Origin of the sequence: Rahnella sp. BCC 1045 (assembly GCF_019049615.1) — a bacterium.
Lineage (GTDB): Bacteria > Pseudomonadota > Gammaproteobacteria > Enterobacterales > Enterobacteriaceae > Rahnella > Rahnella contaminans.
This window is the reverse complement of record NZ_JAFMOZ010000131.1, coordinates 70,279-89,102: the sequence shown is the minus strand read 5'-3', so window position 1 is coordinate 89,102 and position 18,824 is coordinate 70,279. Positions and strand designations below refer to the sequence as shown.

Annotated in this window: 15 protein-coding genes; 9 read left to right on the top strand and 6 right to left on the bottom strand. The window is 55.1% G+C overall.

What is annotated here, in order from left to right:
- Positions 1 to 45: 45 nt before the first annotated feature.
- The 4 genes from J1782_RS15540 to J1782_RS15525 all read right to left on the bottom strand — a co-directional run bounded on the left by J1782_RS15540 (position 46) and on the right by J1782_RS15525 (position 5,056).
- Entirely contained in the window at positions 46 to 2,172 is a 2,127-nt protein-coding gene (locus J1782_RS15540) for a S9 family peptidase (protein ID WP_217153472.1), read from the bottom strand.
- 73 nt (positions 2,173 to 2,245) lie between these two features.
- Positions 2,246 to 3,076, bottom strand: coding sequence for an energy transducer TonB (locus J1782_RS15535; RefSeq protein ID WP_152325421.1), 831 nt, complete (start codon positions 3,074 to 3,076; stop codon positions 2,246 to 2,248).
- A 128-nt stretch (positions 3,077 to 3,204) separates the two neighbouring features.
- Positions 3,205 to 4,059, bottom strand: a complete 855-nt coding sequence (locus tag J1782_RS15530; protein ID WP_217153471.1) for a ChaN family lipoprotein — start codon at positions 4,057 to 4,059, stop codon at positions 3,205 to 3,207.
- Between the two features lie 67 nt (positions 4,060 to 4,126).
- Positions 4,127 to 5,056: a LysR family transcriptional regulator gene (locus J1782_RS15525; protein ID WP_152325423.1), complete on the bottom strand. Its 930-nt coding sequence runs from the start codon at positions 5,054 to 5,056 to the stop codon at positions 4,127 to 4,129.
- 135 nt (positions 5,057 to 5,191) lie between these two features.
- On the opposite strand from J1782_RS15525, the gene lysA reads away from it, so the two are divergent.
- A complete protein-coding gene (lysA, locus tag J1782_RS15520; RefSeq protein WP_217153470.1) occupies positions 5,192 to 6,451 on the top strand; it encodes a diaminopimelate decarboxylase in 1,260 nt (419 codons plus the stop codon).
- Positions 6,452 to 6,530: 79 nt separating this feature from the next.
- On the opposite strand, the gene J1782_RS15515 is transcribed toward lysA, so the two are convergent.
- The gene (locus J1782_RS15515; protein WP_152325444.1) at positions 6,531 to 6,851 is read right to left on the bottom strand and encodes a PTS lactose/cellobiose transporter subunit IIA; all 321 of its coding nucleotides are present in this window, start codon (positions 6,849 to 6,851) and stop codon (positions 6,531 to 6,533) included.
- Positions 6,852 to 7,129: 278 nt separating this feature from the next.
- Here J1782_RS15515 and J1782_RS15510 point away from each other — a divergent pair, with 278 nt between their 5' ends.
- The 5 genes from J1782_RS15510 (at position 7,130) to J1782_RS15490 (ending at position 11,559) form a co-directional block, all read left to right on the top strand.
- On the top strand, positions 7,130 to 8,473 hold the full coding sequence (locus J1782_RS15510; protein ID WP_208950557.1) for a PTS sugar transporter subunit IIC: 1,344 nt from the start codon (positions 7,130 to 7,132) through the stop codon (positions 8,471 to 8,473).
- A 22-nt stretch (positions 8,474 to 8,495) separates the two neighbouring features.
- Positions 8,496 to 9,932, top strand: coding sequence for a glycoside hydrolase family 1 protein (locus tag J1782_RS15505; RefSeq protein ID WP_165061735.1), 1,437 nt, complete (start codon positions 8,496 to 8,498; stop codon positions 9,930 to 9,932).
- A gap of 14 nt (positions 9,933 to 9,946) precedes the next feature.
- Positions 9,947 to 10,264, top strand: a complete 318-nt coding sequence (locus J1782_RS15500; protein ID WP_101079257.1) for a PTS sugar transporter subunit IIB — start codon at positions 9,947 to 9,949, stop codon at positions 10,262 to 10,264.
- 69 nt (positions 10,265 to 10,333) lie between these two features.
- Positions 10,334 to 11,107: an FCD domain-containing protein gene (locus J1782_RS15495; RefSeq protein ID WP_152325445.1), complete on the top strand. Its 774-nt coding sequence runs from the start codon at positions 10,334 to 10,336 to the stop codon at positions 11,105 to 11,107.
- Positions 11,108 to 11,109: 2 nt separating this feature from the next.
- Positions 11,110 to 11,559 (top strand): GNAT family N-acetyltransferase, encoded by a 450-nt coding sequence (locus tag J1782_RS15490; RefSeq protein WP_217153469.1) that lies wholly within the window; start codon positions 11,110 to 11,112, stop codon positions 11,557 to 11,559.
- On the opposite strand, the gene galR is transcribed toward J1782_RS15490, so the two are convergent.
- Positions 11,556 to 12,560, bottom strand: a complete 1,005-nt coding sequence (gene galR / locus J1782_RS15485; RefSeq protein WP_152325427.1) for an HTH-type transcriptional regulator GalR — start codon at positions 12,558 to 12,560, stop codon at positions 11,556 to 11,558. The genes J1782_RS15490 and galR overlap by 4 nt on opposite strands.
- Positions 12,561 to 12,810: 250 nt before the next feature.
- On the opposite strand from galR, the gene J1782_RS15480 reads away from it, so the two are divergent.
- From J1782_RS15480 to lplT, 3 genes are all read left to right on the top strand, one after another.
- Positions 12,811 to 15,081: a molybdopterin guanine dinucleotide-containing S/N-oxide reductase gene (locus tag J1782_RS15480; protein WP_217153468.1), complete on the top strand. Its 2,271-nt coding sequence runs from the start codon at positions 12,811 to 12,813 to the stop codon at positions 15,079 to 15,081.
- 322 nt (positions 15,082 to 15,403) lie between these two features.
- Positions 15,404 to 17,569 (top strand): bifunctional acyl-ACP--phospholipid O-acyltransferase/long-chain-fatty-acid--ACP ligase, encoded by a 2,166-nt coding sequence (gene aas, locus J1782_RS15475; protein ID WP_152325429.1) that lies wholly within the window; start codon positions 15,404 to 15,406, stop codon positions 17,567 to 17,569.
- Positions 17,566 to 18,774 carry a lysophospholipid transporter LplT gene (gene lplT / locus J1782_RS15470; protein ID WP_152325430.1) on the top strand — a complete coding sequence of 403 codons (1,209 nt, stop codon included), beginning with the start codon at positions 17,566 to 17,568 and terminating at the stop codon, positions 18,772 to 18,774. The genes aas and lplT overlap by 4 nt, the downstream gene beginning before the upstream one ends.
- Positions 18,775 to 18,824 lie beyond the last annotated feature (50 nt).

Here is an 18,824-nt window from a genome sequence, read left to right as displayed (position 1 = left end):
AGCGATATTTTCTAATCGTTATTGCTTTGCATTGCGTTCCATAAATTAAAAACGGAGACTGCGATTATTATTATTTTTGTCCATCTCAAGGATGAAACTGTATTCCTGCGCGGTATTTTTCAGGCGGTTCAGGCGGCCTGATTTCCCGCCATGCCCGGCGGCCATTTCGGTGGACAGTAAGATCAGGGAATTCCCCTGATTCATGGCGCGTAATCTGGCGACCCATTTCGCCGGTTCCCAGTAGGGCACTTGTGAGTCGTACAATCCGGCTGTCACAAACAGATTCGGATAAGCGACCGGTCGCACATTGTCGTAAGGGCTGTAGGATTTGATGGTCTGATAGGCGGCGGGCTGCGCCGGATTTCCCCACTCTTCGTACTCGCCTTCGGTGAGCGGTAACGTCGGGTCAGACATGGTGGTCAGCACATCGACGAAAGGCACCTGCGCCACGACCGCGTGAAACAGCGCCGGTGCCTGATTGATGACGGCACCCACCAGCAGACCGCCCGCGCTGCCGCCCTGAGCATATAAATGCCCCGGCTGGCCGAAACCTTTCTCTACCAGCGCCTGCGTGGCATCAATAAAGTCATTGAAGGTATTGGGTTTTTTGTCAATTTTCCCTTGCTGATACCACTGCTGGCCCAGCTCGCCGCCGCCGCGAACGTGGATCAGTGCGAACACAAAACCGCGATCCAGCAAGCTGACGCGGCTGGCGCTGAACGCCGGATCCATGCTCATGCCGTACGCGCCGTAGCCGTACGCCAGCAGCGGATTCCGGTCTTTCTCAAACAGCGATTTGCGGTACACCAGCGAAACCGGCACCTGCACGCCGTCGCGTGCGGTAATCATCAGCCGCTGACTGGCGTAATTCGCCGGATCAACGCCTTCGACCGGCTTTTGCTGCAACAGCGTGCGGGTACCGGTCGCCATGTCCCATTCATAAATCGTGGTTGGCGTGGTCATCGAGGAATAGCCGTAACGCAGCTTGTCGGTTTCCGGGCTGGGGTTGGAACCCAGCCACGCCATGTAACTTTCTTCATCGAACGGCACGGTTCGCGTTTTGTGGTCTTCCCGGCCAATCTGTTCGAGCTGCACACGCCCCTGACTGCGAATCTGCAATACCAGATGGCGGCGGAACAGGGCGAAGTTTTCCAGATCACGGTTATCGTCTGGCGCGATCAGCGTTTGCCACTGACCTGTGATGCGAGCCGTCTGATACAGACCGAAATGCGGGCTGTGCAGGTTGGAGCGGATGAAGAACTGGCCGCGGTAATGATCCAGATAATATTCAACGCCCGCACGACGTGGCGCGAAGCGCTGCGGAACCGCCAGCGGACTGGCGGCCGGGATCAGATGAACTTCAGACGACGTACTGCCGCTGCTGAGAATAATCAGGAAATCACCGGACGCCGAACGGGAAAGGCCGAGGTAAAATCCGCCATCTTTCTCTTCGTAAACCAGCGCGTCCTGCGCCACCGGTGTGCCGATTTTGTGGCGATAAACCTGATACGGCATCAGCGTTTGCGGGTGATTACGGATGTAAAACAGGTAATTTCCGTGGGCAGACCACGCCATACTTCCCGAGGTATTGTGCAGTACGTCGTTTTGCCAGCGGCCGGTGGTGAGATTGCGCAGGCTGACGGCAAACTGGCGACGCCCCTGCGTATCTTCGGCAATGGCCATCTGCTGATTATCCTGACTGATTTCCAGCCCGCCAAACTGATAAAACTTTTTGCCCGCCGCACGCTGGCTGGCATCGGCCAGCGTCTGCCAGACGGTATTTCCGCCAACCGGCTGACGCAGATATTGTGCGTAATCCTGGCCCGGCAAATAACGCTGCTGATAGCGATAACCGCGTAATTCGTAGGGCACGGATTCGGTGTGCTCGCCCTGACGCAGGCGCATTTCCTGATACAGCGTGTTGGTCAAATCTGACCAGCGCGACATGACCTGCGCGCTGTACTGGTTCTCCGCACGCAGATAATTCAGGACCTCAGGATCCTGCCGGGAATCGTCGCGCAGCCAGTAATAATTGTCCGTCCGGCGCTCCGTTGCACTGCTCAAAATATGCGGATGTTTTTCAGCGACCGGCGGCTGGAATTCAGCAGTTGCCGTCGCGCAGAAAAAGAGAGTCCCCGCCAGTAACAGCGTAATAAAACGTGAAAAAGTCATAGTGGCCCGATGATATTGAAAAAAATAAATCTTCCCTGAAAGACTCAGGAATAAAGGTATTAACCGTTTGGTTTTACGACTTCCGGCTGCCGCCGTCGCTGAGTGTGAATTCAAGCGGCATACTGACCGGCACTTGTCCGGCCTTCAGCATATCGCCCGGCGGTGGCGGCAACGGGCTGGCGCGTTGCAAAACAGCCAGCGCTTCGCGATCCATCGACATCGTGCCGGAAGATTTCAGCAGGCGGCTGCTGACAATTTCTCCCCGCGCATCCACGACAAACGCCACCTGTGCGACACCCGTCCGGTGGCGCGCAATCGCATCCTGCGGATATTTTTTCAGGCGATTGAGCTGCACCTTCACCCGGGTTTCCCATGTCACTTTCGCGCTGGCGGACTGCGTAGAATCGCTGTTCATCGGTGCGGCGATTTTGTCGGAAAGGTTTGCGGTTGCCGGTGGCGCGGCAGCACTGGCAGCGGAAGCGCGGGTTTGATCCTGCGAGCGCTCCTGCGTTTTCTGTACCGGTTTCGGGCGTTTTTGCTGTTCTTTCGGTTTCTTATGCTGCTGAACCAGTTTGATTTCCGCGCTTTCATTGACCGGCGGCGTAATGTTTTTCTGCTGCTGCTGCACGGCTTCCTGCTGGCTGGACGCAGCCGAATCCACCGCCTGCACAATGCCTACCGGCAGCGGTTTAGTCAGTTGGTTATTTTCGATATCAGCGGAAAACGTCAGCATGACGGCGGGAGGCGGCAGTTCGACAGGTGGCGGTACGGGCGCGGACCACAGGAAAAATGCGGCCAGCGCGACGTGAAGCGTCACTGATAAGAGAAAGCCGAGACTCCGGCGCTGAGGGTGGAAGACAAACGCCGCAGCAGCCGGAGAGCCGGAAGGAGAGTAAGTAGTCATTTAGTCCATTAAAATGATAATGAGATTCAATATTATTTGATAATAGTAATCATTTGTAATGGGTCTTAACAAGAAACTTTCGATTCCTCCACAATTTAATTTCAATGGTCACAATAAATCAGGGGTTATCAGGGCGCGGATTTCGCCGCCACGGCTGCCGTCGTCCAGACAAAATCGGCCTGTGATTTATCAATCACTATGCCTTTTTCGGCCAGTATCAGAACGGTGACAGACGCCTGAGGATCCAGATCCTGAATATGCACCGGCACGCCGATACTTTTTCCGGCGTGATAGCCCCCGGCAATCAGCAATGCGGGTGCAGGCGCGGCCAGCAGACGCTCAGCCATGCGGCGATCGCGTTGTTGCTGAATGGCGAGCATCGCATGTAACTGCTTTGCATCGATATTTTGCTGATGGGAAGTGCGGATGGTGTCGCTGATGGCATCACGAACCCGCGGATCCGCCGCGTGAACGCCTGCCGGGAAGACGGGTTTTTCGTAAAATGCCATGATTTCACTGCGATCCAAATTGGCGGAAAGCAGCGGATACGGCGCTTTTATCGCGGTCATCACCACATCGCCGTACATCGTCCAGTCCCAGCTTTTCTGCCAGTTAATCAGCTCTGCAACCCGGGCAGGCCGCGCTTGCGCGCCGGTTTGCAGCCAGGCTTTTACCTGATCGACTTTCGGCTGCTGATCCGGCGTCAGCATTTCCATCAGCACGCTGCCCTGCGGGCGGATCTCCGGCAGGCGCTGAACCAGCCAGTTTTCAATCTGATGATGCGCGGGGTTGTCATGTTTTTCGCCGACGATGACCCCTGGCGCGGCGGCAAGCTGGCGGAGCAGCTGATCCGGCGTCAGCGTTTTTCCGGTGCGTAAATCCTGAATCTGGCCTGAAGGCGCGGTGGCGGGAACGGCGGTATTGTGCGGTGCGGTCGAGCAGGCGGTCAGTGCAAGCGTGGCCAGAAGTAACAGCTTTTTCATTGGGATCCTCATTTTCCATAGCGGGACAGTGCCCGCATGTTATGGATAATGATTATCATTTACAAGATCAGCCGCCGACGACCACCTCCAGGCGTTCTGCGAACCGTTGTGCCTGCTGATGACAATGTTCGGTAAACGTCGTGACCAGCGCGGAAGCAGGCCGGTGCAGCGGTTTGATCAGGCTGACCGTAAACGGCACGGCGACGCTGAATTCGCGGATCACCACGCCGTGGTCGCGTTCGGCATAATCCAGCGCTGTCAGCGGATTGACCACTGACACGCCCGCGCCTTCGCGCACCATGCTGCACACCGAGGCGGCGCTGTGTGTTTCCATCACCAGCCGCCGGGTAACCTGCTGCTCGGCGAACAGCGTATCCAGTAACTGCCGGTAGCTGTCGGTGGCCGACAAACTGATAAAGTTCAGGCCGCTGAAATCCTGCGGTGTCAGGCGCTTTTTCGCCGCCAGCGGATGACCTGCGGGCAGGACGCAAACTTCGTTGAGCGTCAGCAGCGTCTGGCGTTCAGTACCGGCGGGCGTCTGGGTGTTTTCCGTCAGACCCAGATCATGGCGCTGCGCCGACAGCCACTCTTCCAGCAGCGGCGATTCCTGCGGCACAATGTTAAAACTGACGTCAGGATACTTGTCGAGAAACGGCTTACAGACCGCCGGTAACAGCGACTGGCTGAAAACCGGCAGACAGGCAATAGACAGCTGCGCCTGCTCAAACTGGCGGATCCCTTCCGCTGCGCTGATGATCCGGTCCAGCCCGTAATACGATCGCTGCACTTCTTCAAACAGCCGCAAACCCTGCACCGTCGGGTATAAACGCCCGCGCAGGCGTTCGAACAACTGCAAATCCAGCAGCTTTTCACAGCGCGCCAGCTCGCGGCTGACCGTTGGCTGTGAAGTATTGAGCAGCGCAGCGGCTTCGGTCAGGTTGCCGGTGGTCATCACGGCATGAAAGATTTCGATGTGGCGCAAGGAGAGAGCGGGCATGAGTTTATCGCATTCCGGCAAGGCATTTATCCATATCATAAATGAATAGACTGGCCTGAAATAGATATTTTATCGCTGCTTCATCTGCCGTCATACTTAACGAAATATGACAGCCTTCATCTGACGGAAAATCTTATGCCCCGCGCCCTGAACGATACGTCCACTGCACTTAACGCCGCGAATTTGCTGGCGCTTGTGCAACAATTTGGTTGCCCGGTCTGGGCGTATGACGCTGAAATCATTAAGCAACGTATTGCACAGTTACGTGAATTTGATGTGATCCGCTTTGCGCAAAAAGCCTGTTCGAATATTCATATTCTTCGCCTGATGCGTGAGCAGGGCGTGAAGGTGGATTCGGTATCGCTGGGCGAAATAGAACGTGCGCTGGTGGCCGGTTTTATTCCGGGGCGTGAAAACAGTGAAATCGTGTTTACCGCCGATGTGCTGGATCAGCCGACGCTGGAACGTGTGACGGCACTGGATATCCCGGTAAACGCCGGTTCCATTGATATGCTCAGTCAGATTGGTCAGCACAAAGCCGGGCATCCGGTGTGGCTGCGCGTGAATCCCGGCTTCGGCCACGGTCACAGCCAGAAAACCAATACCGGCGGTGAGAACAGCAAACACGGGATCTGGCATGCCGATCTACCGCAGGCACTGGCTGAAATTGCCCGTTACGGCCTGAAACTGGTGGGCATTCATATGCACATTGGTTCCGGCGTGGATTACGGCCATCTTGAGCAGGTTTGTGATGCGATGGTTCGCCAGGTCATTGAAACCGGACAAGATATTGAAGCGATTTCAGCGGGCGGCGGGTTGTCGATTCCGTATCATTTTGACGAAGAATCTATCGATACCGGCCATTATTTTGGTTTGTGGAACCGTGCGCGTGAGCAGATTGCGGCACACCTCGGGCATGAAGTGAAACTGGAAATCGAACCGGGGCGTTTCCTGGTGGCGGAATCCGGCGTGCTGGTGGCGCAAATCCGTGCGGCGAAAAACATGGGCAGCCGCCATTTCGTGTTGTGCGACGCCGGGTTTAACGACCTGATGCGTCCTGCGATGTACGGCAGTTATCACCATATTTCGCTGTTACCGGCAGATGGCCGCGACCTCAGCGGTCAGGCGCTGACGGAATCCGTGATTGCCGGGCCTTTGTGTGAATCCGGTGACGTTTTTACCCAGCAGGCAGGCGGCGGCGTTGAAACCTTCCCGCTCCCACCGTTGCAGATTGGCGATTATCTGGTGTTCCACGATACCGGTGCCTATGGCGCATCGATGTCTTCTAACTACAACACCCGTCCGCTGCTGCCGGAAGTACTGTTCGAAAATGGCGTCCCGCGGCTGATTCGTCGCAGGCAGACGGTGGAAGAGTTAATCGCTTTAGAGCTGTAAGCTCTGCTCCTCCCCCTGCGAAGGGGGAGGAGCTGAACGAGTTCTCTGTACTTTTTCGCAGGGGAGTTTCGTGTTGAATTTACTGTTTTTCAAACATCTCTTTCCTCAGTAACACGATTTCTTCGGCCAGTTCGCGGCACAGCATGGCGGTCATCAGATGATCCTGCGAATGCACCATAATCAGATTTACCGGTATTTTTCCCACGCCTTCATCCAGCCCGATCAGCTGCGTCTGCACTTTGTGAGCGACGCGCGCCGCATCGTCTGAGGCTTTCAGCATGGCATCCGCCTGCTCCCATTCCTTTTTGCGGGCATGCTGAATCGCCATCATCGCGTTAGAACGCGCTTCCCCGGCGTTGATCAATAACTCCATTACCGTTTGTTCCAGATCGAATTCCATCGACATCTCCAAAATTGGTATACCAGAAAGGGGTGAATTCATCATATTGGAATTCCAATATTCACATGTGAGAACGCTGTCACAGAAATTAATTCGTATTCCGCTATTTTTTGGCATGCCACATTAAGACAATAATGACCCAAAAGATGGACGGAATTTCTCTCAGAACCGGAATCTGACTTTATATTCGCACTCAACCTTTATCCTCTGATACGTCAAAAGGTCAATGCGAAACAAACACCTGTAAAGCAAAACACAATATTAAAAGAGGTGGTGTCATGTCACTGAAAGACCGTTTTATCGATTCTCTCGGGGGATTCGCGAATACTTTTAATAGCCTCAGATACATCATGGCTATTAAGGCTTCTTTTATCACGTTAATGCCGGTCATTATCGTGGGGGCATTCTCAGTTTTAATTTCAAATATGGTGATGGATCCGAAAAACGGATTAGCCCACTTTGAAATGTTCTCCTGGCTGGCGGCGCTCAAACCGATTATGAGCAGTATTAACTATGCCACGCTGAGTTTCCTGACCATCGGCGCGGTATTTTTAATTGGTATTGAACTGGGCAAAATTAACGGCTCGCGTTCGTTATTTCCCGGCCTGCTGGCGGTGATTTGTTTTATTGCCGTCACGCCGACGACCGTCGATATGATGGTCAACGGCCAGATGCAGGAAGTGAAAGACGTGCTGGCGAAACAATTCTCCGACACCAAAAGCCTGTTCCTTGGCATGTTTATTGCCATTCTCTCGGTGGAAATATATTCCCGCCTGGAAAAGGTTAACGGCCTGCGGATTAAAATGCCGGAAAGTGTGCCGCCGAACGTTTCCGCGTCGTTCTCCGCACTGATCCCCGCGATTATTACCGTGGTTATCGTCGCCACATTCGGCTTCGTTTTCCATCGCGTGACCGGCATGTATTTGTACGACGCGGTGTATCAGGTGATCCAGCGTCCGCTGGAATCGGTGATGCAAAGCCTGCCGGGCATTCTGCTGCTGATGTTTGTCGCGCAACTGTTCTGGGTCATTGGTATTCACGGCAATCAGATGATCAAACCCATCCGTGAGCCGCTGCTGCTGGGCGCGATCATGGTGAACATGACGGCGTTCGAGCAGGGACATGAAGTGCCGAACATCATCACCATGCCGTTCTGGGATGTGTACATGAGCATCGGCGGCTCGGGCTGCACTATCGGGCTTTTGCTGGCGGTCATGCTGGGAACGCGCCGCAAAGAGATGCGCGAAATCGCCAAATTATCCATGGGGCCGGGCTTCTTCAACATCAATGAACCGGTGATTTTCGGCATGCCGATCATGCTCAACCCGATTCTGGCGATCCCGTTCATCATCACGCCGCTCATCACCGGTACTATCGGGTATTTTGCGACCAGCCTGGGTTTTGCCGGACGTGCCGTGGTCATGGTGCCGTGGACCACGCCGCCGATCATCAACGCCTGGCTGTCTACCGCCGGTTCGATGGGCGCGGTGATTACCCAAATTGGCTGCATCGTGGTGGCTGTGCTGATTTATCTGCCGTTCGTCAAAGTGGCTTCGCGCCGTGCAGAACAGGCGCAGATTGACGCTATCGCGCAGCAGCAAAAACGCGCTGCAACGGCCTGAATCCGGGACAACGAGGAAAATTATGAGCAAAGTTTCAATCACCATTCCTGACGGGTTTATTCTCGGTGCGGCGGCTTCTGCGTGGCAAACCGAAGGCTGGAGTGGCAAAAAGGACGGGCAGGATTCGTATCTGGATCTCTGGTACAAAAACAACCGCCACGTCTGGCACAACGGCTACGGCCCGGCGAAAGCCACTGATTTCATTAACCGTTATAAAGAAGATGTGGCGCTGATGAAGGCCAGCGGGCTGACGCATTACCGCACTTCAGTTAACTGGTCGCGCTTTTTCACCGACTACGAACTGGGTACGGTTGATGAGGAATATGCGGCGTACATCGGCAATCTTCTGGATGAGATGAAGCGCAACGGCATTGAGCCGATGCTGTGCCTCGAACACTACGAATTACCGGCGTATCTGCTTGAAAAATATGACGGCTGGGGCTCGAAAAAAGTCGTTGAGCTTTTTGTCCTGTACGCGGATAAAGTGCTTGAGCGCTTCGCCGGGAAGGTCAGCCGCTGGTTCACTTTCAACGAGCCGGTAGTGGTGCAAACCCGCGTGTATCTGGACGCAATCCGCTGGCCTTTCGAGCAGAACACCGGTAAATGGATGCAGTGGAATCATCACAAAGTGCTGGCAACCGCCAAAGTCGTCGAGCTGTTTCACCGTAAAGGTTACGGTTCGCACGGCACGATGGGCGTGATTTTAAACCCGGAAGTGACGTACGCCCGTTCAGCAGCGGCGCACGATCAGAAGGCGGCGCATTTATACGATTTATTCTATAACCGCGTATTTTTAGACCCGATGATTAAAGGCGAATACCCGCAGGAATTGCTCGATTTGCTGCAAAAGCACCACGTGCAGTTTGATTATTCAGAGCAGGAACTGGCGGTTATCCGTAATAACACGGTGGACGAAGTGGGCATTAATCTGTATTACCCGCACCGTGTTAAAGCCCCGTCCCGTGAATGGAATAAAGAGACGCCATTCCATCCCGCGTTTTACTACGAACATTTTGAACTGCCGGGCCGCAGGATGAATAAATCCCGTGGCTGGGAAATTTACCCGAAAATTGTTTATGACTTTGCAATGCGCATTAAAACGGAATACGGAAATATTCCATGGTTTATTGCTGAGAACGGAATGGGCATTGAAAATGAAGGCCAGTTCCGTGATGCCAGCAGCGGAGAAATTCAGGACGATTATCGTATTGAATTTATTGCCGAACATCTTTACTGGACATTAAAGGCGCGGGAAGACGGTGCAAATTGTCAGGGATATATGCTCTGGGCTTTTACCGATAACGTCTCGCCGATGAATGCTTTTAAAAACCGTTACGGGCTGATCGAGATTGATCTTGATAACAACCGTGATCGCCGTCAGAAGAAATCATCTCACTGGTTTAAATCGCTGAGTGAAAGTGGTGTGTTGTCTTTAACACTGGACGATGAAGATAAATAACCCGAGGAAACATTATGAAACGACTCGTTTTAGCTTGTTCGGCAGGGATGTCCACTTCCCTTGTGGTCACCAAAATGGAAAAAGAAGCGGCAGCCCGCGGGCTGGAATTTAAGATTTACGCCATCCCGGAAAATAATCTGCGCGACGAACTCGAGGCTTACGGACGTGACATTCAGGTTGTGCTGTTAGGGCCGCAGGTGCGGTTCAAACTGGCGGAAAATAAAAAGCTGACGGATGAACACAACATTCCCATCGCCGTGATCGACATGGTGGCATACGGAACCCTGAACGGCGCCAAAGTGCTGGATCAGGCATTAAGTTTGATACACTGACCCTTCAGCGCAGGTCCATTGGCTCTGTCTTTGGAGCCAATTTGTCAGTCTTTGCATCAGGGTGAATGTGTGGATAAAGGTGTGGTTTCGCAGGACAGAAAGCAGTATCAGGAAATCGGGCACGACCTGCGCGAGCAAATCAAGCAGGGGCATTTCGCTGTGGGTTCCCGCCTGCCGCCTGAACGAAATATGGCTGAAACCTACGGCGTCAGCCGGACTATCGTGCGTGAAGCTCTGCTGATGCTGGAACTCGAAGGAACGGTGGATATCCGCCAGGGCTCCGGCGTTTACGTGATCCGCATTCCTTCGCAGGAAGAGGGCGAAGACGAACTGATGTATCAGGGGCAGATTGGCCCGTTTGAAATTTTACAGGCGCGGCAGTTGCTCGAAAGTAATATTGCCGCGTTTGCCGCCAAAATGGCGACCAAGGCGGATATCGAAAACCTGCGCCGCACGCTGGAGCAGGAACAAATCGCGATTGTTGCCAATGACGAAAGTGGCGATAACGACCGCCTTTTTCACCTGCTGATCGCCGGTGCCACGCAGAACCAGATGCTGCTCGATTCCGTCAAAAATATCTGGATGCATCGCGATTCCAGCCCGCTCTGGAAACAATTACACAGCCACATCGCCACGCGCGGTTACCGGCTGAAATGGCTGGCAGATCATCAGAATATTTTGGCCGCACTGCGCCGCCGCGACGTGATGGGTTCGTATCAGGCCATGTGGCAGCACATGGAAAATGTGAAGAACACGCTGATGGAACTTTCTGATGTTGATGCGCCTGAGTTCGACGGTTATCTGTTTGAATCTGTGCCGATTTTTCAGGGGAAACTGGTCTGAGTATGAAGATCATCAATCTCAGCGAATGTCCGGAATTTCAGGAAACCGTCACGGACTGGCTGTGGAAAGCGTTTGGCAGTGAAAACAGCCGGGCGTTTTTTGAAAGCGTGGTGCAAAGCAGCCTGCGCGGTGCGGATTTGCCACAAACCTTTATCGCGCTCGAGGGCGATACGCTGGCGGGAACCGTCGGGTTATGGCGCTGCGATTTAATCAGCCGTCAGGATCTCACACCTTGGCTGGCGGCGCTGTACGTTGATGAAGGTTACAGATCGCGCGGGTTAGGGCAGGAATTGCAGGCTTTCGTGCTGGAACACAGCCGCCGCAGCGGCTTTTCCGAGCTCTATCTCTACGCTGAATTTACCGGCTACTACGAACGTTTTGGCTGGAAATACATCGGCGATGCGCTGGATTACCCTGACAAACCTGTCCGCGTTTACCAGCAATTTCTTTAATTCCCCGGAGAACTCACCGAGTGACGGCGCACCAGCGTCGGGCTGAACATGTGAGTGGTTTCGGGCAGCGGCTGGCCGTTTGCCAGCGCTAACGCCAGCTGCGCAGCCTGATTCGCCATCGCGACAACCGGATAACGCACCGTGGTCAGACGCGGGCGCAGATACCGCGAAATCAGCACGTCATCAAACCCGATCAGAGAAATTTCCCCCGGCACATCAATGCTGTTATCGCTTAATACCGAAAGCGCACCGGCGGCCATCGGGTCGTTGTAGCAGGTCACGGCGGTAAAGCTTTTGCCTAATCCCAGTAAGTCCGCCATCGCTTTTTCGCCGCCGATTTCATCGGGTTCGGCGTAGGCAATCAGTTTGTCATCGACAGGAATATTGTGTTCGGTCAGCGCGTCAATGTAGCCCTGAAGACGGTCGCTGGCATCTGAAATGCCGTGGTTGGAACACAAAATGGCGATGCGCTGATGCCCTGCCTGAATCAGATGGCGGGTTGCCAGCCATGAACCGTAGCGGTCATCAAGCGCAATGCAGCGCTCCTCGAAACCGGGCAGCGTGCGGTTGATCAGCACCATGCCGGGAATTTGCTGCATCAGGCTGGTCAGTTCATCTTCAGGCAGCATTTTGGCGTGGACCACCAGCGCCGCACAGCGGTGACGGATCAGCTGTTCGATGGCCTGACGCTCTTTTTCCACGTTGTGATAACCGTTACCAATCAGCAGAAAATTGCCGGTCGCATACGCCACCTGTTCGACGGCTTTTACCATCGCGCCAAAAAAAGGATCGGACACGTCGGCCACAATCAGGCCCAGGGTTTCGGTAGCCTGTTGCGCCAGTGCGCGGGCGTTGGCATTCGGATGATATTGCAGATGCTGCATGGCGTTCTGAACGGCTTCCCGCGAGCTTTCACTGGCTTTCGGAGAATGATTTATCACGCGTGAGACGGTCGCAACCGATACGCCTGCCAGTTTTGCTACATCCTTAATCGTTGCCATAACACTTCCGCTATTCCGTGAGGGTAATCGTTTACACTGCCCAGTTTTGCGGAAAAGACCGGTGGCTGCAAGGATGTCGATCGCAACTTTTCGATGCAAGACGCATGTAACGGGAAAAGAATGCCGTCTTTAACGGAAATCGCAGCCTGAAAGGACCTAAATGGGTTTGATTAAGATGATTTGTTCTTTGAACTGAGAACGGCGCGAATGTTATTTTTAATGCTATTTACCCGCGCTGAGAAAAAGAAAAATGTCGATAAAACGTTACCCGCAACTGGCTCACTGGGGCGCGTATACCGCCGTGGTGGAAGATGGCCGCCTGATCCGCTGCGAGCCTTATTCCGCCGATGCTGACCCTTCGCCTTTACTCGATTCGATTGCGCCGCTGGTGTATTCGGAAAAACGCATCCGCAAACCGGCGGTGCGCCGTTCCTGGCTGCAAAAACGCGAAAACAGTGATCGCTCGCTGCGCGGGCGTGAAGATTTTGTCGAAGTGGACTGGGATCTGGCGCTGGATCTGGTCGCTGAAGAGAATAAACGCGTGCGCGACCGCTACGGCGCATCCGGGATTTTCAACGGTTCTTACGGCTGGTCTTCTGCGGGGCGTTTACACCATGCCCGTTCGCTGGTGCGCCGTTTTTATTTCACCGGCGGCGGCGGTGTGGATCAGCAGGGCAATTACAGCTGGGGCTCGGCGCAGTTTTTCCTGCCGTATGTGATTGGTACATTTACGCCACTGACCGGGCGCGTCACGTCGTGGCCGAGCGTGGTGGAGCATGCGGAAATCCTGCTTGCCTTCGGCGGTCTGGCGCTGAAAAACGCGCAAGTGGCATCCGGCGGCGCGGTGGAACATACGCTGAAACCGGCGCTGGAACAGCTGGCAAAAAAAGGCACGCGGGTGATTAACATCAGCCCGATGCGCGATGACTGCCCGGCGTTTGTGAATGCCGAGTGGATCCCGATCCGCCCGAACACTGACGCAGCGCTGATGATGGCGATCGCGTATGAGATCCAGCGCAAGGATGCACAGGACGATGCGTTTCTGGCCAGCCACTGCGTGGGTTATCCGCAGCTCGCGGCGTACCTGCGCGGTGATACTGACTGCGTGGCGAAAACGCCGGAGTGGGCGAGCCACATTACCGGTATTCCGGCTGAACGCATTGCGCGGCTGGCCGACGATCTGATCGGCGTGCGCAGCTTTATTACCTGTTCTTATTCCGTGCAGCGCGCCCATCGCGGCGAACAGCCGTACTGGATGATGATCGCCATTTCCGCCATGCTCGGGCAGGTCGGTTTGCCGGGCGGCGGTTTCTCGTTTGGACACGGTTCGATGAACAGCGTCGGCAATCCGCGTTTTGACACGCCGGGCCCTGCCGTCAGCGCCGGGCCGAATCCTTCTGGTTTGTCGATTCCTGTTGCGCGCATCAGCGACATGTTGCTCAATCCGGGGCAGCCGTACGAATTCCAGGGCGAGATGCTGAATTATCCGGATATTCATCTGGTTCACTGGGCCGGCGGCAATCCGTTCCATCACCATCAGCAGCTTAACCGCCTGGTCGAAGGCTGGCAGAAACCGGACACGGTGATCGTGCAGGATAACGTCTGGACACCGGCAGCGCAGATGGCCGACATCGTGCTGCCTGCGACCACCTCGCTTGAGCGTAATGATATCGGCGGTTCTTCGCGTGACCGTTTCGTGCTGGCGATGCATCAGGCCGTCGCGCCACAGCATCAGGCACGTAACGATTTTGATATTTTCGCCGATATCGCCGACCGTCTCGGTTACCGCGAACAGTTCACGCAGGGGCGCAACGAAGATCAGTGGCTGCGCCATATTTACCGTCAGTGCGGTGAAGCGCAGAAAGGCACCGGCGTTGAATGGCCGGACTTTGAAACGTTCTGGGAACGCGGTTTTGTTGAATTACCGACGCCGGAGAAGGATTACATCTTCTTCGAAGAATTCCGCAAAAGCCCGCGCGCTAATCCGCTGGGCACGCACAGTGGAAAAATCGAGTTGTTCTCCGAAACCATCGCCGGATACGGTTACGAAGATTTCGCACCGCATCCGGAATGGCAGCCGCCGGTTGAGTGGCTGGGCGCAGAAACGGCCAAAGAGTGGCCGCTGCATCTGATTTCCATCCAGCCGAAAGACCGGTTGCATAGCCAGCTCGATCAGTCGCCGCTGGCGCAGTCGAACAAAACGGCCGGGAAAGAAACGCTGTTTATGCACCCTGAAGACGCGGCCAGCCGCCAGCTGAACGACGGCGACCGGGTGAAAGTGCATAACGCGCGCGGCAGCTGTCTGGCCGGGGTTTCGTTCAATGACGGCATTACGCGCGGCGTGGTGCTGATGTCCACCGGCGCCTGGTTTGATCCGGGCTTTGGCGGTAAATGGCAGGAAACCGAGCAGGCGGGAAATCCGAATGTGCTGACGCTGGATATCGGCACCTCGCGTCTGACGCAGGGGCCAAATGCAATGAGCTGCCTGGTCGAAGTAACGCAATCAGCATTAAATGATTAAAACCGGAGGCATTTTCACCACTCGTTACACTTTGCGGAATTATGTTTCGATTGCCTGCTGGCTGTGGTTCGTACAAACCAGCTAAATTGAACGTCCCAGAGGTATTGATTGGTGAATCATCAACGTGCTCTGCATGTTGATACCGATTAAATTTGCACCAACCTACGCGGATGCGTAGGTTTTTTTTTGTCTCAATTCTGCACGTCGTTAAGCAACCTCCGAAACTCTCTCCGACTGGCGTCTTTTACAACGGCTTATAGTATGCTGTTTCCCCAACCTTTTTCTTTCAAGATCAGGGATGACACATAAGGAGATGGCAAACATGTATAACTTTCTTTTCGCCGCGTTCAGGTGGCTGTTCCGCATAGCGTTCCGGGTGACGGTCACGCCGGCGAAATCCTCATTTGATTACCCGCGTTTATTGCTCACGCCCAACCATGTTTCTTTTATAGACGGCATGCTGCTGGTGCTTTTTCTGCCGGTCAAACCGGTGTTCGCGGTGTATTCCAACATTACTGATACCTGGTTTATGCGCTGGCTGAAGCCGTACGTGGACTTCATGCCGCTGGACCCGACCAAACCGATGGCGATTAAACACCTGATCCGCGAAGTGGAAAAAGGGCGTCCGGTGGTGGTTTTCCCGGAAGGGCGTATTACGGTCACCGGTTCATTAATGAAGATTTATGACGGCGCCGCTTTTGTCGCGGCGAAGTCACAGGCCACCGTGATCCCGATCCGCATTGACGGCGCAGAATTTACGCCGTTTGGTCGCCTGTTCGGCAGTTTCAAAATCCGCTGGTTCCCGAAAGTGACAATCAACGTTTTGCCGCCGGTGACGATCCCGATGCCGGAAGCCGCGCGTTCCCGCGACCGCCGCGTGCTGGCTGGTGAGCAATTGCATAAAGTGATGATGCAGGCGCGCATGGAAACCCGCGAGCCGGAAACGTTGTATCAGGCTTTTCTGTCGGCGCAAACCCGCTATGGCCGCCGCAAACCCTGCATCGCCGATGTTTCTTTCAAGGAAGATTCTTATCAGGGCCTGCTGAAAAAATCCCTCGGCGTCAGCCGTATCCTGCAACGGTTCACCCGCGAAGGGGAACACGTCGGGATGCTGCTGCCGAATGCCACGATCATGGCCGCAGCGCTGTTTGGCGCGTCGATGCGCAACCGTATTCCGGCGCTGCTCAACTACACCGCCGGTGCGAAAGGGCTGCAAAGCGCGATGAAAGCGGCGCAAATCAAAACGATCATTACGTCCCGCCAGTTCCTCGAAAAAGGCAAACTGACGCATCTGCCGGAGAATGTCCCGGAAGCTAACTGGGTTTATCTGGAAGATTTAAAAGATACCGTCACGTTGCAGGACAAACTTTGGATCCTGCTCCACCTGATTTTCCCGCGTCGCGCAATGTTGCCACAGCAACCTGACGATGCCGCGCTGGTGCTGTTTACCTCCGGCTCCGAAGGCAATCCGAAAGGCGTGGTGCATTCCCATGCGAGCCTGCTGGCGAACGTTGAGCAAATCCGCACCGTGGCGGATTTCACCCCCCGCGACCGTTTCATGTCCTCCCTGCCGCTGTTCCATGCGTTCGGGCTGACCGTCGGTCTGTTAACGCCGATCATGACTGGCGCGCGCGTGTTCCTGTATCCGAGCCCGCTGCATTACCGCATTGTGCCGGAGCTGGTCTACGATCAGAACTGCAACGTGTTGTTCGGTACGTCCACCTTCCTCGGCAACTATGCCCGATTTGCACATCCTTATGATTTTGCCCGCTTGCGCTATGTCGTTGCTGGCGCGGAAAAACTGGCGGAAAGCACCAAGGAAATCTGGCAGAACAAATTCGGTATCCGCATTCTCGAAGGCTATGGCGTGACCGAATGTGCGCCGGTGGTGGCGATTAACGTGCCGATGGCCGCGAAAGTGAATACCGTCGGTCAGATTTTGCCGGGAATGGAATCACGTCTGATTAAAGTGCCGGGTATTGAAGAAGGCGGACGCCTGCAACTGCGTGGCCCGAACATCATGAAAGGCTATCTGCGGGTTGAAAATCCGGGCGTACTGGAAGCGCCACAGGCCGAAAACGCCGACGGCGAAATGCAGGCAGGCTGGTATGACACGGGGGATATCGTCACGCTGGATGACAAAGGTTTCTGCGCCATTCGTGGCCGCGTGAAGCGTTTTGCCAAGCTGGCCGGTGAAATGGTGTCGCTGGAAAGCGTCGAGCAACTTGCCATCAAAGCTTCACCGGATAAACAACATGCAGCGACGTCACGCAGCGACAGCAGCAAAGGCGAAGCATTGGTGCTGTTTACCACCGACCCGGAATTACGCCGTGATGCCCTGAGTAAAGCCGCCCGCGAATTGGGGCTGCCGGAACTCGCAGTGCCGCGCGATATTCGCGTGGTTAAAGCCTTGCCGTTGCTGGGCAGCGGTAAACCTGATTTTGTCACCCTGCGCCAGATGGCAGAAAACCCGGAGAGTGAGGCATGAGCCAACCTTCTATGGCGGCAGCGCCGCTGATGTCGAAAAGCATGACGGCGGTGATCGTCGCGCAGTTTCTGTCTGCGTTTGGCGATAACGCGCTGTTGTTTGCCGCGCTGGCGCTGATCAAACAACAGCTGTATCCCGACTGGAGCCAGCCGGTTTTACAGATGGCGTTTGTGGCGACGTACATTATTCTCGCGCCGTTTGTCGGGCAGTTCGCGGACAGCTTCTCGAAAGGCCGCGTAATGATGGTTGCCAATCTGCTCAAACTCGGCGGGGCGGCGGTGATTTGCGCCGGACTGAACCCGTTCCTCGGCTATACGCTGGTGGGGATTGGGGCGGCGGCGTATTCACCGGCCAAATATGGCATCTTGGGTGAAATCGCCAGCGGCGAGCAGCTGGTGAAAGCCAACGGCATGATGGAAGCCTCGACCATTGCGGCGATCCTTCTCGGATCGGTGGCCGGTGGCGCGCTGGCTGACTGGAGCATTCTGGCTGCGCTCGGTATCTGCGTGCTGGCTTATGGCGCGGCGGTCGCGGCGAACTGGTTTATTCCCAAGCTGACACCGGCGCGTCCGGGGCAGTCGTGGAATCCGGCCAAAATGACGCGGACGTTTTTCTTCGCCTGCAAAACCTTGTGGCAGGACGGCGAAACCCGCTTTTCGCTGGTCGGTACCAGCCTCTTCTGGGGCGCGGGTGTGACGCTGCGTTTCCTGCTGGTGCTGTGGGTGCCGGTGGCGCTCGGCATTACCGATAACAAAACGCCGACGCTTCTGAATGCGATGGTCGCCATCGGTATTGTGTTTGGTGCCGGTGCGGCTGCGAAACTCATCCGCCTGGAAACAGTGAAACGCTGTCTGCCGGCGGGTGTCGCGATCGGGATTGCGGTCGTCGTATTCGCCCTGCAAACCAGCATGCTAAGTTCGTATATTGTGCTGGTGGTTGTCGGGATCCTCGGCGGTTTCTTCGTGGTTCCGCTGAACGCGCTGTTACAGCATCGCGGTAAAATTTCCGTTGGCGCCGGTAATGCAATTGCAGTGCAAAACCTCGGTGAGAACACGGCGATGTTGCTGATGCTTGGCTTGTATTCGCTGGTGGTGATGGCGGGCGCGCCGGTCGTGGCGATTGGTATCGGCTTCGGCGTGGTGTTTGCGCTGGCGATTACCGGGCTGTGGATCTGGAAGAATATGCAGAAACGTCGTCTGGCGTGATGCTGTTTTTATAGCGATTTCGCAAAAACAAAAGGGCGCTGAGCGCCCTT

What these genes read in the sequence shown, in the direction of transcription:
- J1782_RS15500 (WP_101079257.1), top strand. Translation starts at nt 9,947, where the DNA reads ATGAAACGACTCGTTTTAGCTTGTTCGGCAGGGATGTCCACTTCCCTT.
- galR (WP_152325427.1), bottom strand. Translation starts at nt 12,560, where the DNA reads ATGGCAACGATTAAGGATGTAGCAAAACTGGCAGGCGTATCGGTTGCG.
- J1782_RS15510 (WP_208950557.1), top strand. Translation starts at nt 7,130, where the DNA reads ATGTCACTGAAAGACCGTTTTATCGATTCTCTCGGGGGATTCGCGAAT.
- J1782_RS15540 (WP_217153472.1), bottom strand. Translation starts at nt 2,172, where the DNA reads ATGACTTTTTCACGTTTTATTACGCTGTTACTGGCGGGGACTCTCTTT.
- J1782_RS15525 (WP_152325423.1), bottom strand. Translation starts at nt 5,056, where the DNA reads ATGCCCGCTCTCTCCTTGCGCCACATCGAAATCTTTCATGCCGTGATG.
- lplT (WP_152325430.1), top strand. Translation starts at nt 17,566, where the DNA reads ATGAGCCAACCTTCTATGGCGGCAGCGCCGCTGATGTCGAAAAGCATG.
- aas (WP_152325429.1), top strand. Translation starts at nt 15,404, where the DNA reads ATGTATAACTTTCTTTTCGCCGCGTTCAGGTGGCTGTTCCGCATAGCG.
- J1782_RS15530 (WP_217153471.1), bottom strand. Translation starts at nt 4,059, where the DNA reads ATGAAAAAGCTGTTACTTCTGGCCACGCTTGCACTGACCGCCTGCTCG.
- J1782_RS15505 (WP_165061735.1), top strand. Translation starts at nt 8,496, where the DNA reads ATGAGCAAAGTTTCAATCACCATTCCTGACGGGTTTATTCTCGGTGCG.
- J1782_RS15535 (WP_152325421.1), bottom strand. Translation starts at nt 3,076, where the DNA reads ATGACTACTTACTCTCCTTCCGGCTCTCCGGCTGCTGCGGCGTTTGTC.
- J1782_RS15490 (WP_217153469.1), top strand. Translation starts at nt 11,110, where the DNA reads ATGAAGATCATCAATCTCAGCGAATGTCCGGAATTTCAGGAAACCGTC.
- J1782_RS15515 (WP_152325444.1), bottom strand. Translation starts at nt 6,851, where the DNA reads ATGGAATTCGATCTGGAACAAACGGTAATGGAGTTATTGATCAACGCC.
- lysA (WP_217153470.1), top strand. Translation starts at nt 5,192, where the DNA reads ATGCCCCGCGCCCTGAACGATACGTCCACTGCACTTAACGCCGCGAAT.
- J1782_RS15480 (WP_217153468.1), top strand. Translation starts at nt 12,811, where the DNA reads ATGTCGATAAAACGTTACCCGCAACTGGCTCACTGGGGCGCGTATACC.